14 protein-coding genes and 2 pseudogenes are annotated in these 21,472 nt (G+C 53.9%); 10 read left to right on the forward strand and 6 right to left on the reverse strand.

The features are described 5' to 3' along the window. The first annotated feature begins 11 nt into the window (after positions 1-11). From MHY22_RS10540 to MHY22_RS10555, 4 genes are all read left to right on the forward strand, one after another. The gene (locus tag MHY22_RS10540) at positions 12-1,592 is read left to right on the forward strand and encodes a PTS ascorbate transporter subunit IIC (RefSeq protein ID WP_239279260.1); all 1,581 of its coding nucleotides are present in this window, start codon (positions 12-14) and stop codon (positions 1,590-1,592) included. Positions 1,593-1,630: 38 nt separating this feature from the next. Then, positions 1,631-2,242, forward strand: coding sequence for a hypothetical protein (locus MHY22_RS10545; RefSeq protein WP_239279261.1), 612 nt, complete (start codon positions 1,631-1,633; stop codon positions 2,240-2,242). A gap of 155 nt (positions 2,243-2,397) precedes the next feature. Then, positions 2,398-2,817, forward strand: a complete 420-nt coding sequence (locus MHY22_RS10550; RefSeq protein WP_005328206.1) for an organic hydroperoxide resistance protein — start codon at positions 2,398-2,400, stop codon at positions 2,815-2,817. A gap of 490 nt (positions 2,818-3,307) precedes the next feature. Continuing rightward, positions 3,308-4,273 (forward strand): Fic family protein, encoded by a 966-nt coding sequence (locus tag MHY22_RS10555; protein WP_239279262.1) that lies wholly within the window; start codon positions 3,308-3,310, stop codon positions 4,271-4,273. 464 nt (positions 4,274-4,737) lie between these two features. Here the strand turns inward: MHY22_RS10555 and MHY22_RS11665 are convergent, their stop codons facing one another. Further along, positions 4,738-5,667: a zinc-binding dehydrogenase gene (locus tag MHY22_RS11665; protein ID WP_370658852.1), complete on the reverse strand. Its 930-nt coding sequence runs from the start codon at positions 5,665-5,667 to the stop codon at positions 4,738-4,740. Positions 5,668-6,129: 462 nt separating this feature from the next. Between MHY22_RS11665 and MHY22_RS10570 the strand changes: the two genes are divergently transcribed. From MHY22_RS10570 to MHY22_RS10590, 5 genes are all read left to right on the forward strand, one after another. Continuing rightward, positions 6,130-7,602, forward strand: coding sequence for a DUF3375 domain-containing protein (locus MHY22_RS10570; protein WP_239279263.1), 1,473 nt, complete (start codon positions 6,130-6,132; stop codon positions 7,600-7,602). Further along, positions 7,599-8,249, forward strand: a complete 651-nt coding sequence (locus MHY22_RS10575) for a DUF4194 domain-containing protein (protein WP_239279264.1) — start codon at positions 7,599-7,601, stop codon at positions 8,247-8,249. The genes MHY22_RS10570 and MHY22_RS10575 overlap by 4 nt, the downstream gene beginning before the upstream one ends. Then, positions 8,242-11,604, forward strand: coding sequence for an ATP-binding protein (locus MHY22_RS10580; RefSeq protein ID WP_239279265.1), 3,363 nt, complete (start codon positions 8,242-8,244; stop codon positions 11,602-11,604). The genes MHY22_RS10575 and MHY22_RS10580 overlap by 8 nt, the downstream gene beginning before the upstream one ends. Further along, entirely contained in the window at positions 11,591-12,721 is a 1,131-nt protein-coding gene (locus MHY22_RS10585; RefSeq protein ID WP_239279266.1) for a Wadjet anti-phage system protein JetD domain-containing protein, read from the forward strand. The genes MHY22_RS10580 and MHY22_RS10585 overlap by 14 nt, the downstream gene beginning before the upstream one ends. 147 nt (positions 12,722-12,868) lie before the next feature. Beyond that, positions 12,869-13,579 (forward strand): DUF3684 domain-containing protein, encoded by a 711-nt coding sequence (locus MHY22_RS10590; RefSeq protein WP_239279267.1) that lies wholly within the window; start codon positions 12,869-12,871, stop codon positions 13,577-13,579. Between the two features lie 154 nt (positions 13,580-13,733). On the opposite strand, the gene MHY22_RS10595 is transcribed toward MHY22_RS10590, so the two are convergent. Further along, a complete protein-coding gene (locus tag MHY22_RS10595; protein ID WP_239279275.1) occupies positions 13,734-14,060 on the reverse strand; it encodes a hypothetical protein in 327 nt (108 codons plus the stop codon). Positions 14,061-14,718: 658 nt separating this feature from the next. Beyond that, entirely contained in the window at positions 14,719-16,977 is a 2,259-nt protein-coding gene (locus MHY22_RS10600; protein ID WP_239279268.1) for an AAA family ATPase, read from the reverse strand. A gap of 315 nt (positions 16,978-17,292) precedes the next feature. Here MHY22_RS10600 and MHY22_RS11670 point away from each other — a divergent pair. Beyond that, positions 17,293-18,511: pseudogene (locus tag MHY22_RS11670) on the forward strand (IS3 family transposase). Positions 18,512-18,670: 159 nt separating this feature from the next. Here MHY22_RS11670 and MHY22_RS10620 read toward each other — a convergent pair. The 3 genes and pseudogenes from MHY22_RS10620 to MHY22_RS10630 form a co-directional block, all read right to left on the reverse strand. Beyond that, the gene (locus MHY22_RS10620; protein WP_239279272.1) at positions 18,671-19,183 is read right to left on the reverse strand and encodes an excalibur calcium-binding domain-containing protein; all 513 of its coding nucleotides are present in this window, start codon (positions 19,181-19,183) and stop codon (positions 18,671-18,673) included. A gap of 185 nt (positions 19,184-19,368) precedes the next feature. After that, positions 19,369-19,916: pseudogene (locus MHY22_RS10625) on the reverse strand (sugar phosphate nucleotidyltransferase); the annotation flags it as partial. Between the two features lie 310 nt (positions 19,917-20,226). Continuing rightward, complete coding sequence (locus MHY22_RS10630; protein WP_239279273.1) at positions 20,227-20,652, reverse strand: hypothetical protein; 426 nt, start codon at positions 20,650-20,652, stop codon at positions 20,227-20,229. Between the last annotated feature and the right edge of the window lie 820 nt (positions 20,653-21,472).

Below are 21,472 nucleotides of genomic sequence, written 5' to 3' on the forward strand. Positions count from 1 at the left end.
GGAGCATCCTCATGGATTTTCTTCTTGCTATAGCGAACTTCCTTGTCAATGAGATCCTCTCCGTACCGGCATTCCTCATCGGCATCATCACCGCGGTCGGCTTGGCCGCGATGGGACGCGGCACCGGTAAAACCATTGGCGGCGCCATCAAAGCCACGCTTGGCTTCTTGCTCATTGGTGCCGGCGCCGGACTCGTCACCGATTCGCTGGAGCCGCTCGGCGCCATGATTACGGGTGCCACCGGCGCGCAAGGCGTGGTTCCCACCAATGAGGCCATCGTAGGCATTGCCCAAGACCAGTTCGGCAGCCAGGTCGCCTGGATTATGATCCTCGGCTTTGTGGTTTCGCTACTGCTCGCCCGCTTCACGCCCATGAGCTACGTGTTCCTCACCGGCCACCACGTCCTTTTCATGGCCACACTCCTCACCATGGTGCTCGCCCCTGCCGGGTACTCGTCCTGGGTCGTCATCGCCTTTGGCGCGGCTCTGCTCGGCATCCTCATGGTCTCGCTGCCGGCTATCGCGCACCCATTTACCCGCCGGATTACCGGCGATGACTCCGTTGCCATCGGGCATTTCGGCACTGCGGGGTACTTGGCTGCGGGCGGCGTCGGCAAGCTGGTGGGCGGCAAGGGAAAGAAGATGTCGCCCTCTACTGAAGACCTAAAGCTGCCGGAAGGCCTGCGATTCTTGCGCGATTCTATGGTGGCAACCGCGCTCTCCATGGCGCTGATGTACGTGGTGCTGGCTGTGCTGTTCATTGCCCGCGCCGGTTCTGAAGAAGCCTTTACCGCCTTCCCTGATGGCGCCACCAACGTTGGCAATTTCTTGATGCAGTCCGTCACCCAGGGTCTTCAGTTCGGCGTGGCCGTGGCCGTCATCCTCTTCGGTGTGCGCACCATTTTGGGCGAACTCGTGCCCGCCTTCCAGGGCATCGCGGCCAAGGTCGTGCCCGGCGCGATTCCCGCACTGGATGCGCCCATCGTCTTCCCCTATGCCCAGAATGCAGTCCTCATCGGCTTCATCTCTTCCTTCGTGGGCGGACTGGTGGGCCTTGCCGTGCTTTCCACCTGGCTCAACCCGGCCTTTGGCGTCGCCCTGATTCTGCCGGGCCTCGTGCCCCATTTCTTTACCGGCGGCGCGGCCGGCGTTTACGGCAATGCCACCGGCGGCCGCCGCGGCGCGGCACTCGGCGCCTTTGTCAACGGCCTCATTATTACCTTCCTGCCGGCGTTCCTCCTCAGCGTCCTGGGTTCCTTCGGCTCCGCGAACACCACTTTCGGCGATGCCGACTTTGGCTGGCTCGGCCTGCTGCTGGGCTGGTCCATCCACGCCGATGGCGCTCTGGGGCTTTTCTTCATTGCCCTTATCGCGCTGGCCATCTTGGCCTTGGGTTGGGTATGCCAGCGCACGCTTGTCGACGCCCACTGGGACCCCTCCCCTCACCGCCCTTCCCCCACCAGCGCTGCCGACACGGCCTCCACGGGCGCAGCAGCGACCGCGGCTGCTACGTCCACCGGCACCGCTAAGAAGTATCCCAAGGTGCTACCGCCCGAGGGCGCGCCGGTTCCACCCGCCCGCATCGAGCAGTAACCCCGCACCACATCCCAAAGGGCGCTACAGTATCCCCTATGCAGCGCCCTTCCTTATTCCCCGTAGCGTCCATCCTTCTCGCCGCTGGCCTCACCATCAGCGCCTGCGGCTCCGGCACCGATTTCGATAGCAACTCCGCGCCGGCGAATGAGCCGGCCTTCTCCACAGCACAGGACAATAGCTCCGCCGCGGGCGAAGCCGAAGAAGAATCCAGCCCGCAGAAGGACACGAAGCAACGCCGCACCGAAACGGTCACCAAAGAGGCCGAACCGGAGCAGCCCGCACCGCAGGCCGGCGGCAACCACAACATCAACGCGGGCCAGATTGGCGGCTACTGCGGGACGTCCTCGTCTGGCGATTCCATCGACGCCGGCGATGCGACCTCCTGCGAATTCGCCGCCGCGGTCTTCGATGCCGCGATGCAGGCTAGCTACACCATGCGTGCGAAAGATCCCACAGTGACGGCGGTTTATCACGCAGATATCACCGCCAGCAGCCCGGTAACCAAGCAGTCCTATAACTTGGATTGCCGCATGGGCAGTGACCAGCGGATGCTCACCTGCGAAAAGCCCGGCGATAAAACGGTGCAAGCTTCCTTCGAAACCGCGGACAAAAGCGTGTGGACCAAGCGCGTGGCCACCACGAACTAACCGCTACCCAGCACTTGCCCACGCCGCCCACCAAGTCTGCCCCTACTCCAATGCCACCCGCGGCACTACGGAGGGTCACCGTGAGCGTCGTCGAAGACTAGCGTTCTTGCGTACAATCGGCGGACGTACAAAGACCCGATAGAAAAGGAGTCATCATGGACGCCGTTTACACCACCGAAGCACTCTCCACCGGCGCAGGCCGCGACGGCCGCTCTGTAGTCAAGGATTCCGATCTGGACTTCACCATGACCGCCCCAAAGGAGATGGGCGGCAGCGGTGAGGGCGCTAACCCGGAGCAGCTCTTCGCTGCCGGTTACGCCGCTTGCTACCACTCCGCGCTGAAGGCAGTGGCCAAGGACAAGGGCGTTGACGTGGAGAACTCCACCGTCGGTGCCCGCGTTTCCCTGGGCAAGAACGACGAGGGCTTCTACCTCGGCGTGGACCTCGAGGTCACCATCCCGGGCGTTGAGGATGACAAGGCACAGGAGCTTGCCGACGCCGCCCACCAGATGTGCCCTTACTCCAAGGCCACCCGCGGCAACATCGAAGTCAACGTTGGTGTTGCACAGGACTAATTCCTAGTCCGCTCCCCCAGCCCACGCCGCGCTACTTTCAGCGCCGCGTGGGTATTTTTATGCCTTACGCGACCTCTCAGATTGGTATTCTGCTCTGGAAGACGGCTCGGCGCCGCGGCCAGTCCAGAACTTTATTGATAAAAACGCGCCGTTTCATCAATAAGCCCGCCGTAGGGTGGAGCTAAATTATAAAAAGGCGCGTTTTTAACAAATAGAAGGAACCTCGATGGCACACTCTTATCACTCTTTAAAGTCTATTTTCCATCAGTCTTCACACGGACAATCCTCCGTCGACGAGGCTCACGCTCTTAGGCTGCAGAGTCCGAGTACAATCCGTTGGGACTATCAGGTGCGCGGAAAAGACCTCTTTGTTGTTGTTACCACTCGGCTCCACTCCTTGTGTGAACAGGTATGGCGCCGAGAAGTTATTATTTCCCGGTTATGGTCCCTGTTACCTAAAGCTGCGACGCGCCACTACATTTTTCAACTCTTGATTGAAGAAATTCAATCTTCGAACGAGATTGAAGGCGTTCATTCCACAAAGAAAGAAATCGCGGAAGCTTTATCCAAGGCGGATTCTACTTCCACCAAGCGCTTCGAGGAAATGTCAACGCTATATTCTTCGCTTACCGGACTCGATGGAAGTGAGGTCAGCTTTCCCACTCAGCTTGAAGATATTCGCGCACTCTACGATTCTCTCCTCAAAGGAGAAATCGATGCTGAGAATGGTATCGATGGTGAGCTGTTTCGAAATGGCGTTGTGCACATCTTTGGTGGCAGCACCCAATTCACGTCCGAAGCTCACAATGAGCAGGATATTCGAACCAGGCTCCAACAGTTCCTGGCGTGTCAAGCGTCTACTTCAAACGGCCTCATTAATGCCCTAGCAGGGCATTTTATGTTCGAGCACACGCATCCATTTTATGATGGCAATGGCCGTCTCGGCCGGTTTCTCATGGGCTTGAAGCTGCGAGAAATACTTTCTGTACCCACCGCGATGTCTCTTTCTCGAGAGCTCTCGAAAGACCGGCAAAAATACTACAAGTCCTTCACCGTCACCGAAGAGCCTCTCAATCGTGGCGAGGCAACGTTTTTTGTCATTGCGCTCCTAGAGATGTTGAGCTCGGCGCAAGAATCTCTATTAGACTCGCTCGAGCGAAAAAAGTTCGCCCTCGAGAAACTCGAAGGCCGAATTCAAGAACTGCGAAATGGGCCTGGAACTTCCAAAGAGGATCGCCGGCTAAATATCCTCTTCATAATGGGACAGGCCGCGCTTTTTGGCCCTCTCCTAGGACTCGATCTCGACACTCTAGCGACTTACCTGGATAAAAGTAAGCAAACCGTCCGTGCTGATACGAAACGTCTAATTAAGGAAGGGCTCTTGGAAGAGCGGTCTCACAAGCCGCTCTCTTTTGTACTCACGGAGGAAGGCCGTGAGTTTCTAGACATTGAATAGCAACACTCGTAGTTAGAGATACTGCCCTTCTTGTCGAGTTCTCAATGCTGATAATGAGAAAGGGGCCAACCTAGCAGTAGTAGTACATCTAATCCCTAACACCTGGTGCCCAACACGCCGTGCCCCTTCGCGCTGCTGTGCATTCCACTCCTGTAGTCACCACTGCGGGTCCTTATTGATAAAAACGCGGGTTTTTAGCAATAAGATCCCCAGAGTGGATGGCTATTTTATAAAATCGTCGATTTTTAATAAATAGGGTTTCTCTGTCCATATCTTAGCCCCGCTAATTCTTCCTAGTGCTCTCCCCAGTGAGAAACGTGGCGAGTCAGGTTCAGGCGGCATAGAGGTCGAGTGCCACGCCGCGCTTCGCGGCGGATTCCCCAGCACAGCGGGCGAGATAGGCGGAGCTAGCGTCGCGGAAGAAATACGTTGCCTACAAAGCTAAGGCGCTGCTTTCCTGCGATTTATGACTCGCTGAGGTCAACCACCGTCCGCATCCCCTCCCTTGCCGAACGGTGAAATGCCTCGGGAACTTGGGAGAGGGTGATAGGGCCATCGGTGACAGATTGCCAGTCAATGCGGGAGCCGGCAAGTAAGTCGACGGCCTGCTCAAGGTGATGCGGATCGTAGTTATGCACGCCGGTAACAGTGCGCCAGCCGCGGACAATCCATTCGGGGTCCAAGTCGATAGCAGGGCTGTCCGCAACGGAACCGGCGAGTACGGCCACGCCATTAATGTCGAGAGACTTCAAACAGGTGATAACACCTTGGGGCGAGCCGGAGAATACCAGCGCGACGTCGAAGTTCTCAACAATATCTAAAGCGGGATCGAAATCACTAAAACCGGAAGTGCAGGCACCCAGCTGAGCAGCGTACCTGCACCGATGAGAGTTGGGATCCGTCGCGGTGACGGCAGCGCCCGCGCGCAAAGCGGCCTCCACCGCAAGGAGACCGAGCATGCCTAAGCCCGCGACTAGGACCCGCTTTTTCTTCAACGAGTCCATGGAGGGACAGGCCGTATCGAGGGCAGCCATAACGGTGGCTCCGGCACAGGAGACGATTGAGACGGGGACATCACCAAGCGCGGCCTTCGCCCCTGTTAAGCAACGAACCCGCAGTGCTCCCGCCAAAGCACTCTCCATCGGAACAGACCGAGGCGAGCGCGTAGTAGTCAAGAATTCCGATCCAGATTTCACCATGACCAACCAAAGGACGTAGGCAGCTACGGCGAGGGCTTCTACCTCTGCGTCGATCTCGAGGTCACCATCCCAAGCATTGGGAACGACAAGGCACAGGAGCTTGCCGACGCCGCCCACCAGATGTGCCCTTACTCCAAGGCCACCCGCGGCAACATCGAAGTCAACGTTGGTGTTGCACAGGACTAATCCTGACACCTAGCGTTTAGCCCCTCGCTGCAGAACTGCTGTGGTGAGGGGTTTCTTTTCACAATTTACTGCCGACCTTGAAATAACGGAGTCTTGAATACAGCCGACACTATCTGCGGGAAACTCAAAATCATTGGGCTTGCTTAGATAAATTAATACGTACTTTGAGAAAGCGGATTTATGACTGGTTTCATCATCTTTTACAAACGAAAATCAGGCGAATCCTACATCACGCAATACCCTGACTCTGCTCCGTCTTTGGCGTCGGTGAAAAATCCAATTCCCGGTACTTGATTGGAGTCGTCCACATCGCCGACGATTCGAACGGGCTAAATGCCCTGTCACCGGCACGGCGAATACCGCCACATGTCGCGCACGGATCCTCTTTATTCCCCTACTCGGAAACCCAAAAATCGAATAAATGAACCAGACACCACTGCACATGTCCGCCACAGCTGTCAAAATCGAGTCATGTCTGTTGAAGCTAGGGCCCTCTCACTGCGACGGTTAATGCACAATTCTGCGGCGGTACGACTGCTTGCGGCTGATAACGCGCCGGTAATTTTGGCGCTGATTGCAGAGTACTTCCCCCGCGGTACCCGAGCACGGCCAGCGGCCGAGGTATACGAGTTGATGGTCACTGATTTTGAGGTTATTGCCAACGATTTTGCCATGCCCCGTACGCCCCAGAATTATTGCACTGACTGGGTAAAAGCAGGATGGTTGGTGAGAAAGTCAGGTAAAAGTTCACACGGCGAAACGTTGGAACCAAGCGAAGACGCGCTTTCTGCTCTAGAGGCCATCGAGCGGTGGGAGTCACCAGTATCTGCCGTCACAGCATCACGGGTGGAATCCATTAGCTCGGCCCTACAACGGTTAGCAAGGGACACGAATAAGGATATCGCCAGTCGCGTTGCCAGTCTCGAGGCAGAACGGAACCGCATTGACCAGGAAATTGAAAAGGCACGTTTAGGACAGTTCGAATCCTTAACCTCAGCAGAGACAGAAGAACGTGTACAAGACGTGCTTAATATGGCAACGGCCGTACCGAGCGATTTCGCCCGAGTGCGCCACGAACTTGAGGCCCTCAATCATCAACTACGCCGGCAGTTATTAGACCCAGAGGGATACCGCGGCGATGTGCTCGAAGAGATCTTCACCGGCGTGGACCATATTGCTGAATCTGAGGCTGGACGCAGTTTCCGCGGATTCTATTCCCTCCTTATGGATAGGGAACGCAGTGCATGGTTGGACCAGTGGATAAAAGAAGTTTTAGAAAGCGATACCGGCCAGGAGCTGGCGCCAGAAATGCGGCAGCACCTGCGAAATCTTTTCCGTGATATGGAAGACACGAGTTTCGATGTCAACCAGACGATGACTGGCTTGGCTCGTAGCTTGCGCAACTACGTTTCCTCAGAGCAATTCGCAGAAGACAGGCGCATGATTGAGCTCCTAAGAGAGGCGCGCGGTATGGCCATTGATGCCGCACAAAACTCTGAGCTCAAGGCCTTTCACCGAATGGAGACGCCGCTGCAGCGCATCGGTATGTCCATCCACTCCGTTTCACGCATTCGCTTAGCCAACCCAGGTCGAGAGGTAGTGGAGGAATCACCTGAGGCGTTCCAGCCAGGCGAGGAAAACGCAGAAGCATTACTCGAGCTAGTGCGCGAATCAGAGATTGACTTTGAAGAGTTGCACGAGATGATTCGAAAGGCCGTCGGTAAGGCGGGCCCGTGCACCATTGGCCAAGTATTGCATGCCTACCCTGCCACGCAAGGCTTAGCTAGTGTAGTGGGTTTGGTGCACATTGCGGATCAGCACCCCCTGCCTGACTTGAGAAATTCCACAGAGAAGGTCTTTTGGACCGAAGAAAACGGCACAACACGCGCCGCCTTCATTCCCACTATGTATTTCGACCGCACCACCATTGAGGAGCTATTGTGACCGCTGCATTTAATCACCGCGTCGATTCCGAGCATGAACCGCCGCTTTGGAATAGCGATAAAGGGACGCTGACGTATAACTCACGCCGCGCGTTGGTACAGCTGCTAAAAGGACCACTTATTCGAGCACAGAAGGAACCTGTCTTGTGGGCTGCGATCATTTCAGACGAAGAAAACCTGCGGGCTAGACTGCACGAGTTATTTCTCGAGCTCGTTATCGATGAAGCAGAAGGATTCGCCTTCACCCGAATGGTGGAAGAAGAAACGTTAGCTATTCCGCAGGTGCTGCGCACGGATAAGCTCAAGCACATCGACACAGCCATCTTGTTAAACCTTCGCCAAGAACTGGGGCTGGCGCTACCTGGCGAACGTGTAGTCGTGGACGTGGAAGACCTGCGAGAGGGAATCGGGTACGTCCGCGCGGTTGATAACCGAGACGAGGCCGGATTCAATAATCGCTTCAATGCAGCAATCAAACGCATCCGCAATGAATATTCCCTGTTAAGCGCTACTGAGACTGAAGGCCGGTTTGAGGTTTCACCTGTATTGCGCCAGCTTTTCGATTCCGCCACAGTTACCGCCATCCGGGACGAGTACGCCCGCCTAGCGGAGACGGGGAATGGCCAAGAGGATGATTCCAATGACTAATATTTACCCAGGTCAATACCGGATAAGCCGCATCCAATTAATTAACTGGGGCACATTTCACGGATACTTTTCCATCCCCGTAGCTAGAAAGGGTTTCCTAATCACCGGCGGATCCGGTTCCGGCAAATCTACCTTATTGGATGCAATGTCGGCGGTGTTAGTACCGCAGAAAGATCTGAAATTTAACGCGGCATCGCAACAGGACCTTGGGCGGCATGATGGTCGCAATCTCGTATCCTATGTGCGTGGTGCATGGCGGCAACAGGAAAATACACAGACGGGTGAGATTGCTCCCGAGTACCTGCGAACGGGCGCAACGAATTCAATTGTGGCGCTGACCTACGATAACGGAGCTGGAAAGCAACATACCCTCATTGCCATTTTCCGCCTCAATGGCGGTGAAATTTCCGTGAGCCAGGTTAAGAAGCTGTACGGAGTGGTGCAGGGAGACGAGGACATCGATAAGCTGAGTTCCCTGCTCACGCGAAGCCTAGATACCCGCAAGATTAAAGCTTTATATAAGGGACCAGGGGCATCTTTCACACAGACGTATAGTACGTTCGCAGATCGCTTTCGTAAGCGCCTTGGGATCAAAAGCGAACTAGGCCAGGTGCTCCTGCACCGCACTCAATCCGCTAAGTCCCTGTCCAGCCTGGATCAGCTCTTCCGAGGCTACATGCTGGACAAGCCCTCTACTTTCGAGCGAGCCGATGAAGCTGTGGAGCAATTCGAGGACCTCCGTCAAGCTTACCTGCGGGTGGAGGATGTCAAAGCACAGATTGACACACTCGCTCCCCTTCCCCGTCTGCATGCGCAGCGAGATGTTGCAGAATCTGCCAAGCACAAGGCCGAGGCCATGAGTGAAGCGCTACCAGCGGTCCGAGCTCGAATGGTGGCAGAGGAATTGGACTATCAAATCAGAGCGCTAAACGCGCAATTGGCTGAGGCTCAATCAGATGCCGAGTCTCTCGAGGATGAGGTCAAACACCTCGACGAGGCAGAGCGGTTAGCAGCAGTGGCTGTGTCTCAACTTAGTGCCGGCGAGCTCGATGCCCTAAGCGCAAAAATGGAGACTGCTGAAAAAGAAATCGAGCACCGCTCTAAAGAATTCCGGCGCTTGGCCGCTGCCGCCGGCCGGTGGACCGACAATTATGAGTTCAATCCGCATGGCTTTGCGGAACTTCAGGCTAATGCGAAGCTGCGCATCGCGGACTTTGAAGCTGACTCTGCCAAGCTCATCAATCAGCAGCAAGAGGCTGGAGTAGCTGCTCGCGACGCCGCGACAACGTTTGCCACTCTGAAAAGCGAACTGGCTTCTTTCGGTTCGCGAAACACCAACATAGATAGAGCATTGGTAGAGCTACGGTCCCAGCTCGCTCACGATACGGGGTACGCCGAGTCAGAACTTCCCTTTGCTGGTGAGCTCATGGATATTAGTCCGCAACAGAAGGAATGGGAGCCGGTCCTCCAAAAGCTTCTTCACGGGTTTGCTGCTACCCTGCTGGTTCCGGAAAGCGCACAGAAAGCGATTAATCAGTGGGTCAATTCTCGGGACGTGGGGACCCGGCTCGAATACCGCACCATCCCTGAGTTTGCACCCGCACCAGCAACTGCGCGTAGCCCACAACAACTCATTCACAAGTTGGATTTCCAAGACCACCCTATGGCACCGTGGGTCCGCCATCATATTTCACGCCGATTTAACTATGAATGTGTCAGTTCAGTCGCGGCTCTCGAACAGGTAACTAAGACCCCAGCTGTTACTCGCGATGGCTTGGAAAGCCGCCCTAAGGATAAAGATGGGTCTACCCGCTTTATTAAAGACGACCGCAGGCGTTTTTCCGGCACCAGCTGGTACCGGGTGGGCTCTACCAATGACGCCAAGATTGAGCTGCTGCGCACGCAACTCGATGAAGCAAAAGCCCATGTCAGTGCCACCACCAAGCTAGTTCAAGACTTAAACCGAAAAATGGATATCCTGCGCACTCAGCGCGATAAAGCGAAACTGGTGTTAGAGACTAAGTTTCAGGATATTGATACCGCATCTGCAGAAACTCGCAAACGAGATCTGCAACGGCAATATGATTCTCTTGCCTCGTCACCCGAGGCGAAAGCTCTACATGCCGCGCACAATCGAGCAAAGGATAGGCTAGCTGCAGCCCGTGCCCGCCTGAAGCAATCCCAAAAGCACCTTGGAAGCATTGAGGGCGATCTCCAGCGCTCCACACAGCGTCGCCAGAACATCGGCACCGTACCGACCATCGCTGACGAAGCTATTGCCAAGGAGGTCAAAGAGACCCTCCACAACGGAAGGCGCAAGCTTTCCATCGATGACATCGATTCCCGGCGCGATGCAGTACAAAACAACCTGCACGATACATCCCGCGCGGCTGCACGAAACATCGAGGAGATAAATGCCAAGATTGTCTCCGTTCTCCACAAATACTTGTCTCAGTGGCCAGCGGAAGCTGCGGATTTACAGCCACAGGCAAACTTTGCCGGTGAGGGCATTGAAAAGTTGAAGTTCCTTCGGGCCGATCGCCTTGCCGATTTCCGTGCTCAGTTCTTGGAACTACTCAACGGAACAACGGTGCAAAATCTGTCTCACCTTGCTTCTTCGTTGCGCCACGCTCGCAGCGATATCGAGCTGCGTATGGAATTTATCAATAAGTCGCTGGAGCGCTCGCCCTTTAATGGCGACCGTATCTTGCGAATTGATGTGAAAGACGCTCGCGGCCAGGTAGTACAGGATTTCCAGCGAGATCTAGATTCCGCGACTTCGCATAGCCTGGCCGAGATCAGCGCAGATGAGCCGGAAGCGGCGTTGCGGCGCTACCATGCTTTGGATAAAATTCTCAGCCGTTTGGGTTCAACCCAACCGGAAGATATTCGTTGGCGTAACCTGGTTCTTGATACCCGAAAACACGTAAGCTTCATCGGCCGCGAATGCTACCCCGATGGAACAACCGCCAATACTTATCAGGATTCTGCTTCCCTCTCTGGTGGCCAGGCACAAAAGCTAGTTTTCTTCTGCTTGGCTGCGGCCCTGCGTTTCCGGCTAGCGGAGCCGGATCAGGATGTTCCCACCTATGGTTCCATCATTTTGGACGAAGCTTTTGACCGCGCAGATCCAGCCTTTACCCGCACGGCAATGTCTGTGTTTGAATCGTTTGGTTTCCACATGATTTTGGCAACGCCATTCAAGCTGATTCAAACATTATCGCCCTACGTCGACGGCACAATCGTGGTCAACTACGACGAGCCCATCATTCATGGCCGTCCACAGGCACGCACAGGCTATTCACTTATCGACGCCGCCTCGTATCCCCAGGAGGACCCGAATGCGGATTCCTAAAGACCTACAAGCACATGCAGCAAAGCACTTGCGCAACCACTTTGCGGAGGCGCTATCTTCGCCGGATTCCCTCCGTTTGGACTGGCCGCTACATCCACCGACGGCAGCCACCGCCAAACGCGATTTACCAATGACCCAAGAATTCATCCGCGCCTGGCAGCGCTGGCCGCACCAGGAAGAGGTTATCTACGAGTCCCGCAATTGGTCGCGTACTGGGCTGGGCACCAATTCCGTGCCTGTACGCGTGGTAATTGATGGCCCTGAACGCATCGCTTCCGCAGCAGGCATGGCCACAACATACTCGCATGCGGTTCAAAGAGCCCAAAAGATCGCCTCGATCTTCCCCGAGCGCCCTGACTTCGCCTACACCGTTCACCGCGCTTACAAGCAGTGGAAGGACTTAAGCGCCTACGACCTGCATTGCTTGGGACCGTGTTTGAACTGGTTGCTCACCCATCCCGATTCCGGCGAGTGGGAACGCGCCGTCCCCGTAGAAGACGTTGATGGCAAGTGGATCGGATCCCACCGGCGCCTGCTGCTAACCCTGCTTTCTCCTTTCGGCATCGAGGAACTAGGACTGCGCCGCAGCGACGCCCGTATTCGCTTGCGCTATCTCAACCACGCCCCGGTAATATCCGACCTCGAGATTCCACTCTCCCACGCCGCATCCCTCTTCCCCACCAGGCCACCGCGAGTGCTCATCGTGGAAAATAAACAAACCTTTCTGGCTTTACCTACGCTTTCCGACACCGCCCCTCCCACTATTGCCGTTTTGGGCTCCGGCACCGCAGCGCAGCAGCTTCACGCCCTCGACTGGCTTCACCAATCCGAAATCACCTACTGGGGTGATCTCGACGCTGCGGGCTTCAGCATCCTCAACGCTGTGCGTGCCCGCTTCCCCCACACCACATCTCTACTCATGGATACTGCTACCGTAACTGCGTTTAGGCACCTCGCTGTCCCTGACCCTGGCGATGGTTCAGCCACCCTCACTCACCTCACCATCGAAGAGCAGGAAGCCTACCATCTACTCTTCACCAAGGGCAGGCTGCGCATTGAGCAAGAGCGAATCCCTTTCACACACGCGAGCGATGCTGTCCACCACACACTAGATTGATCCAAGGTCCAAAGTCACGCTCGGAAACCGAATGGTCGGGCCGCCACGTAATTGAGCTCAGAACTGTTACACATATTAGCTCTCAACATTGTCTGGCCCTAATCAATATGCTTAGGTAACATTCGAACATATAATTCAATCGTTCATTTGGAGATGCCTTTGCCAGACCGGATTCACCCTTCCCTTTTACGTATTTTCCAACGCTCGACACCTGATGACACCATTGCCTTCGTCGACGAAAGCTACGTTGCACCGGAGGAGGACTTTTCAGAATCTTTCTATATCTTGGTCGGCACAGCCATCAAATTCGAACACCTTGGTAGCACTCGGAGTCTCCTCAGGGAAACTGCGCAGTCGAGCTATTGGCATACAACTGAATCGATGCGTAGTTGTGATGGCCGCAAGAAAGTCGAAGAAATGCTCAAGCTATGCGATGACTTTGAGGGTTTGCAATATATAGCCTGCCTTCGACCACTGCAACGAAATCAGGATATTGAGCACGCTCGCCAAGATTGCCTCGAACAGCTCATTACTACGCTCACCAAGAACGAGCCTTCTCTGAAAGGCATAATTTTCGAAGCACGCCACTCTCAGTCAGATAACGACAAAGACAGAAATACTCTCAAGCGCATGCGCAAGAAAAAGTTACTGCACCCCGAAATCAATTTGGCATGGGTTAGCCCTGCCGATGAAACTTGCCTTTGGATTCCGGACCTCGTCGCTTTCACTTACAGGCGCACTTTTACCCACGGAGGACAAAGCACATCTCTGTACCAAAAATACTTGGAAGAGCATTGCGAAATTCTAAAGGTAACTCCGAAGCAACAATCTCCGAAGCCGAGCCGAGGCTGGAGATAAAATGACCCTCACCTGCCAGTAGCCTCGGTGAGGGTCGAGCGGCTGTACATGATGTAGGGCCGCTCCTGCTAAGGATTATGCCCTACCAACCCCTTTAGAGTCAATAGCATCTCTATAGGAGCATCATGATGCAGTTACATGCGCGCTGACGGAGTTAGTCAACAAATCCCTCTTGGCCCAGGCGGTCGAGATAAGAGTTCCAGTCCTCAAAGACATCTCTTAAGGCATGGATCGGGTCGACATCGATACCGCTGCAGTGCCTAAACTCTTGGAGGCTAAATGCCGCTGCACCGACCGCAATTGCAGTCCGAATAGCAATTTCAAAGGTTTCAACTGCATTCTGCCGCCCATCTCTATCTTGGGATAAAGCGAGTTCAATTTGTCTCACCACATTATGGTGCACAGATCGGTTGAACCGGCTGTACATTGCTCCGCCCTGGAAACCATCGAAATATTCTGCTACCAAATCTGTATAGTTCAAGAGTTTCTGCGACTTCCCATACCCCTGAGAAGCAAATGCCTATAAACCTAACCCCACACACAAACAACTTGACACGTTCCAGTGAGCAAGACTCCATGCGGACCATTTCGATGATCTGATGGACCGCCTTCTCCTTGAACTCGACGGAATACTTTCTAGGCATAGTTCAATCCTTCCCTAGCTGAGGTAAGAACTAAACTCAGGACGCTTCACTCGAGCACTCATCGATGTTGAAATCCCCGTGGCCCACGCATTACGCCTCTCCCCGGATTGCTCATCGTAGATGACCAGACAAACCTTCTCAGCCTTGCCCACACTTTCCGACGTCCCCCTCCCGCCATCGCCCTCCTCGGCTCCGGCGCTGTCGGCCCACCAACTCAACGCCTTGGACTCACTCAACTGCACCCACATCGCCTACTGGGGTGACCTTTGACGCCACCGCTTTCGTATCATCAACACCATGCAAGTCCACTTCAAAGGCAAAGCAGAACGCACATCCCACCACATCTTCGCCAAAACTGGATGTGCTTTAGACTCAGCGAACTCGTTCGCAATTGTGAGCTCGATTGGTTTCGCAATTTGAAATCGCTACATTTCAAGCGGCTATCCTCGGGCGGTTGTAACTGACCACAGCCAGACCCGTTGAAGAAATCACCTTCTATAACCTGTAGTCCTCAACCAGCGATTTAAGTTGCTCCCATTCATCCTTACCTAATAGTCTTTGCACCATCAGTTCCAAATGCACTGGATCAAACAAATAGACGAATTTCAAAGTGGTGAATATAGCAGTGATGGACGAATGGCGGGTCCAAAGCGGATTATCTTTATTCAAATAGGAATGACAAAGCTCATTGATATTTCTTGCGAGGTTTGCAGGCAGCTTTTTCTGGGAAGTATTCCTCTTTAACATCTCGTCGACTCTGTGCCCAAATTTGTCATGGCCTGGTCTTTTAAACTCCGAAAAGACCTCCAAAACCTTTCTGCAGTAGTTGCCTACAAGCAGATCGATACTCTCGGATTCGGTGCCTCCCTGTATAGCGATGGCCGCGGAGCACACCTTATACAAGGAAAGCTCGTACTCCGTATCTAATTTCAAAGCTTCCTTGGACCAGGATGTTACTACTGTTGAATAAGTCCCATCATCAGCACTCGGGCTTTTGTAAACTTCATAAACCGCTACGTTCGGGACTTTGCCAGCCCTTTCACTTCTATATATCTTATTTCGAAACTGCGGTAACTTTTGTCGAAGGAATTCGCTACTATGAGTGAAAAAACAAACCGACAATGGTTTCACCTTAAGGTCATCAATCTTACTATCGATTAACCTTGAGATGTTAGCCTGCCTAGTTTGATCGAGCTCCGAAGCTAAATCATCAAAAATTAGAACACTTTCACTAATAGTTTCTTTCCTGTGAGGTTCATACAAGGTAGAACAAAAATACAATAGAGCCACCAGCTTCTTTTCTCCCTCGGACAGAAAGGTAGCTTTTTTACCTAACCTTTTTAGCTCATAATGTGATTCGTCCTCGGACTGCTCAACTGAAAGGTTGCCCTCCCCCAGCACTAATTCCAAGCCCTCTTCAATAAACTCAGCCACCCAGGCGGTAGTGGACAATTTGCTTTGAGATTTCCTTAACTCAGCTTTCGCATCATTGAGATCTCGCTGCGCCTGTTCTACTGCACAATCCGCTACTTCTTGTTCCGCCTTGAGTTCGCTCCACCCCGCTCCGTCTTTGGAGCAGCAATGCACTTTTAGCTTTTCAACTGATTGAGCTTTTCTCTCTTCCAGATTGAGCCGATTCCTGTTCACGGTTGCTATCGACTCCACAAAATTCAGATAATCGGAAGATTGTTCAAAGCTTTCGCTGATTATGTTGGGACACACTACTTTGTCATTCGGATTATCGCGACGCTTTAAAGCACAGTTCCTAAATTCCTCAAGATTATTGATGTAGCCAGCGGCTGTACGCAAAACGTTGGTTTTAGAAATATCGAAGCTATCAACTTCATCTCCAGCATCTACTTGAAGTCTGCGAACATAATCAATCCATTCTTTTAGTCGTCGCAGAGACTCACCGGCAGAGTCGATCGCGGTCAGGACCTTATCATTTAGAGAATTTTCGGCCGCTACGATCGCGTTTTCCAACAATTCCAGACGGTCTTTGGTTACAGTGTTGCCACAGAACTTACATTCATCGCCTGCAGAGTGTTGGCCGAATCCCTCTTTTATCCATGAGTTCAAAACGATACTCCCCCTAGCTGAAACCGGTGTCTCAATTAGCTTCTTGAGTTCCTCTGTGGGGTGCCAGATCGATCCAAAAGAAGGAATGTCGATCTGCGGCTGAGTTGCAGCATTTGCAATCTCTAGGAATTTGTCAACCTCGCTTGTGGACAGCGTCTCGTCAACGCCCTCGTTTAAAACTTCTTTGATTCGAGAACGGTTAAATCGACGCGGGCCCAAAGACTCGCAGCGGTCCTCCAGAGTCTTTCGAACTCCATTAAAGATCTTGTCTAGAGCTTGCCGTTCCTTCTGTTCAAGTTGTCTAACGTTCTCACTTTGATCAGTTAGGTTGTTCTGCTGCAGTTCTACTTTACGTGCAGCTTCTTCAATTTCTCTTTCGACTCCTGCAACGCCCTCACCAAAAGCTACGGTAGTGACTGCTGGAGCACTTCCTCCCTGAACAAATTCACCCACCGTATCGCGCATCCAATCTCCAGTGAACGCATATACGTACTTTGGTCCCGGTCCCGGCTCAAAAGTTACTTTTTCAGGCGCGGCTAGAATTTCACAGATGGTAGTTTTCCCCGAACCATTGACACCGTAAAATAGCGTCTTAGATGCCAATTTCACGCCTTTTAGGGCATTAGTTGGTACTCCTCTTAGCTTTGGGCTGGCTGTAATTGAGAGCATCTCCATGATCGAAGTCTATCGAATATGGCGGTCGTCCCGAAAGAAATTTCCCAATAGACGAACTCCCAGCATTTCTCATTTCTTCGTTTCACGAGTTTTTGTTGTAACGCATCGAAACCTTACGGGAAGGGTCTTCCGCCCACACCTATTCCGCTAGGCAATCTTCGTGTTGAGTAGCCTGACGCGGCTGCCTAGACTCGGCGGCATCGAGGACAGGCTCGCTCATATTTGGCCAAATCGCAAATTCAAAGACCAAGATCCTGAGGTTACCCTCGCTTAGTGGGCACCCTATTTGTACGGATCTTGTGTCCGTAGGAGAGGATGTTCATTGTGAGTCAACAGCGCAAGAAGTACACGCCGGAGTACCGGCGTGAAGCCGCGAACCTTGTAATCGAGTCGCAGCGCCCGATCGCTCATGTGGCTAAGGAGATCGGTGTTTCCGCCGGGCTTTTAGGCCGGTGGGTCAAACTCGAGCGTGAACGCCGAGGATCCTCGGATGGGATGAGTGAGGCGGATCTTCGTGCTGAGAATGCTCGTCTGCGCCGTGAGTTGGCGGAAGCCAAGATGGATAATGAGTTCTTGTCAAAAGCGACAGCCTTCTTCGCCGCAAAGCAACGCGAGCAGAAAAGTTCGAATTAATGCAGCCAGATCAAGGCGAATTTCAGTATCAAACGCATGGCACGGCTATTAAAAGTGTCTCGGTCTGGATACTACAAATGGGCTGATACGCAGCAGAAACGACTATCCGGAAAAGATAATCGTGCAACATTTTACGATGACGTTGACCGAAAGATTCATCAGATCTGGAAAGACTCCGATGAGGTTTATGGTGCTCCCCGGATCACCGCAGAACTTACCGAGCGCTACCAGATCACCCTGAATCGCAAGACTGTGGCTAAGCGGATGCGCATGATGGGCATTGAAGGGATTTCACCGCGTGCCTTTGTCCCGGTGACAACGATTCAATCCAAGCGTAAGTCAGCTCTTCCTGACCTGGTCAAGCGCATGTTTGATACTGGTGAGCTCAACCGAGTGTGGATGTCGGATATTACCTACCTACGCACCAGCGAGGGATGGTTGTACTTATGTGCAGTCCGCGACGGCCATTCCCGCAGGGTGCTGGGATGGGCAATGGATAGCGTTCAAGATACATAACTAGTCGAACGGGCCCTGCGGATGGCGTATACGCTACGTGGTGACGTTCCTGACGGCCTAGTGTTTCACGCTGACCGCAGAACGCAATTTACCAGTGAGAAGCTCTGGAAGGTTTGCCGCAACCTAGGCATTGCACAGTCCGTGGGGCGTTACCTGTGTGTACTTCGATAACGCGATGGCTGAGTCATTCTTGTCGACGCTTAAAACCGAATTCTACAACCGTGAGCGCTGGCCAACCCGTGATGCCGCACGCAAGGCTGTTGCCTACTGGATTGAAGTCGTCTACAACTGCCGACGCCGGCACTCCGCACTCGCGATGGTTAGTCCTGTTGATTTTGAGAACCACATTGCGCTAACCACCAGCAGTCAAGAAATAGCTGCCTAACCATTAGGTAGCTCCACTACGTGTCCACGATTTGCAGGCAACCCCAAGGACGATTCAAACTTTCCAGGTTCTGGCCTAGGCTCGTCCGATCGTTTTCCTTTCCCTCTAAAGAAAAAGGACACCCTGCACAGGCGGATATCCTCTCAACTTTAGGCTCCTCTATTCGCAGGCGACGCCGTCACCGTCTCGATCCAAATTCGAGCTATAGCCTGGTTGACCGGCATACAACGGCGCCGCACCTGCAGCGCGAGCGGCTGCACAATTAGGGTAATAGCTGGCTGCTCCACCATCACCACCAGCCGATTCACCACCACCATTATTGATTGACTGCTGTTGAATCACTGGCGCGGGAGCAACGAATCCATGCACACCACCATCAGCATCCGGATCCGCATCCACGTTCATGTCTACTGCTTCTTCTGCTGCTTCGGCAGGACTTACCTGCGGATCCAGCGTTGGCTCCTCAAACTCAACTGGCGCAGTAGATTCCGGTGCTTGATTTAGCGTCGAGCTTTGGACACTTTCAGAAGCGGTAGTGGTTACCGTTGCGGTTTCTCGCACTGTAGTAGTTTCAGTGCTCTTCGTTTCATCGGCGTCGGAGCATTGACTGAGAAGAGAAGAGACGACAAAAAGAGCAGCGATGCCGCCTACGATTTTCTTACCGGAGGCCATAATTTTCCCCAAGAAATGAGAGTGTATTTAATTGACACTTCAACTATAGCCTCGAGTGGCTCTCCCACCTATTTACATATACGTGATTTAGAGCTCATATTTTCGGTACCTAATACATTTTCCCCACTCTGATGAGTTTCTGCATGAATAGCTTTTTACCTCGTGGTCGGGACTTCCCCAAACCCCTACCCGGCCTGGCCCCGATACTTCTCCAGCAGGGCCTCCAGGTCGGTGAACAGAGCCGGACCCTACTTCGGGTTCCGAAGACCAAACTCGACGCTGGCGGGAATAAAGCCGGCGGGATTGCCGAGATCATGGCGAATGCCATCATGGACCACAACGTGGACGGGTGGCCCTCGGAGATGAGGAGAGCGATGGCGTTGGTAAGCTGCACCTCCCCGCCCTTGCCGGGAGTAATACGGCGGAGAGCGCCAAAAATCGCGCGGTCCAAAAGGTGGCACCCCGTGGCCACCAAATTCGACGACGCGTCCTAGACCGCAGGCTTTTCCACCATGCCCACAACCTTCTTCACCCGATCATCGTCGGTGGCCTCCACATCAAGGACGCCATAATTCGCCACCTGCGACGGCTCCACCTCCACGGCCAACAACACCGAACTGCCATGCTCCTGGCCCACCCGAATCATCTCACTCATGACGACGTTGGGCGCAATAGCGCTATCCAGAAGTATTACCGCGAAATAGTGCTCATCAACATCTAAGATTTCGCCCGCATCCTCTTCTATCCTTTAGCCCCGGCCCCGTGTCGCGCAAAGCCTAGATCTACATCACCGTGCGCTATTGGAACCTTATGCAAAGGAGGTTTGGGCTTTCCAGCAGCTGAATTCTCTAACCCGTTGTCTACGACGATTACTTCTTTAGCGGCCCTAATTCACGGTTCCGCCTCCTCGTCGAGGTACATCACCAAAGCAGACCCCCAAAAACGCCTCAAACCATCTCTCGGTACTTTGCTCTCAAACCGAACAAACCCCACCTTGATGGCCAAAATTCCACCAAACCCCAGACACAGCAGAAGTCCCCACCCTACTCCTCCCCTCCCCTCTTCCTAGCTTCCCTACGCTCGCACCTTCGAGCACGTTTCGCTTTGCGAATGTCGACGACCCAACGCGGAACGAAAGGCCACGGAAGCGGGATCCCGAAACCACCTGTCATCCCGACAGCTCCGATAAAGACAGCTGTCAAGAACACAACCCGCAGCACTGAGTCGACAAACTCGGGAGGATTCATGCTTTCGACCAACCCCACGACACCGCCAACACCCATAATTAGCGAGCAGTAAGGATAATAGAAGAGGACGCCATCACTTTCAGCCCCTTCCCAGGCGCTTTCGTCGTACCACTGTTCCGATCGGGAATTCCTGCGCACCTCCAAGATGTAGTAGGTCCAGAAGAGCACCATGACTCGCACTAACCCGACGTATACGAGCAGCTCGGTAATATCCGCGTCCATAGAATATGGCCTCCTGTGGCTGCTGGTGTCGGTATGCAATAAGACGCTACCAGCGCCCGCTGAGTAAGGCATGAGACTAAACAAAATACGTATGCAGAAAGCACGCCGGCCACGGAGAAGCCTATAGGCCCAAACATTTGTCGCGCCTGTAGTCCTGCGCCCTTAAGGCCTTTACCGTGCCCGACTTCCGCATCATCCGCGCCGCACAGACGCCCCCGCCTTCGCTCTGCCCACCATCGAGTCCTCTGCCACAGCCCCGCTTGCCGACGCCCCTTTCCACCCCGCCCACAACAACCCAGTACTTTTGAGCCGCAGTCCGCGCCCCACTCGCCCACGCAGTGGTGCACAATGTGGCCTACCTGACGCACGTCGCTTAGCACCGCCTCCCGCATAACCCCCTTCATCCGCACCGGCGCACCGCCCCTCCATGGGGCTGCCGCCCTGCGCCCGAAGAGATTCTGGCCCGTAGAGAAAACCAACGCCGGCGAATCGAAACTCCACAGCCACAGCCAAGCATGGCTGCGCCGCGGGAGTTCGTTAGAGCCGGAGAATAAAAGGAGCGGGCGCTTAGCGACGCCTCCCCAATCCCCTCTATCCCAATCCTGAATCCGAGATTTCCCACATTTCCGCGCCTTCACTCGAGTCGCTAAAGAAGTCCCATTCACGCTCCTACATAGGCGAGGTTGAGGTCGATGGCGTTGAAGTGCCCCGAGTTTTGTTCCTAGGCATTTGCCTTGATTTCTATTATTTCTTGCGGCGGGTTCTGCTTCCAAAAATCGGTTTCCACTTCGACTGGGGTTCGGTATCCCAAGCTTTGGTG

Source organism: Corynebacterium sp. ACRPO (genome assembly GCF_022347205.1).
Lineage (GTDB): Bacteria > Actinomycetota > Actinomycetes > Mycobacteriales > Mycobacteriaceae > Corynebacterium.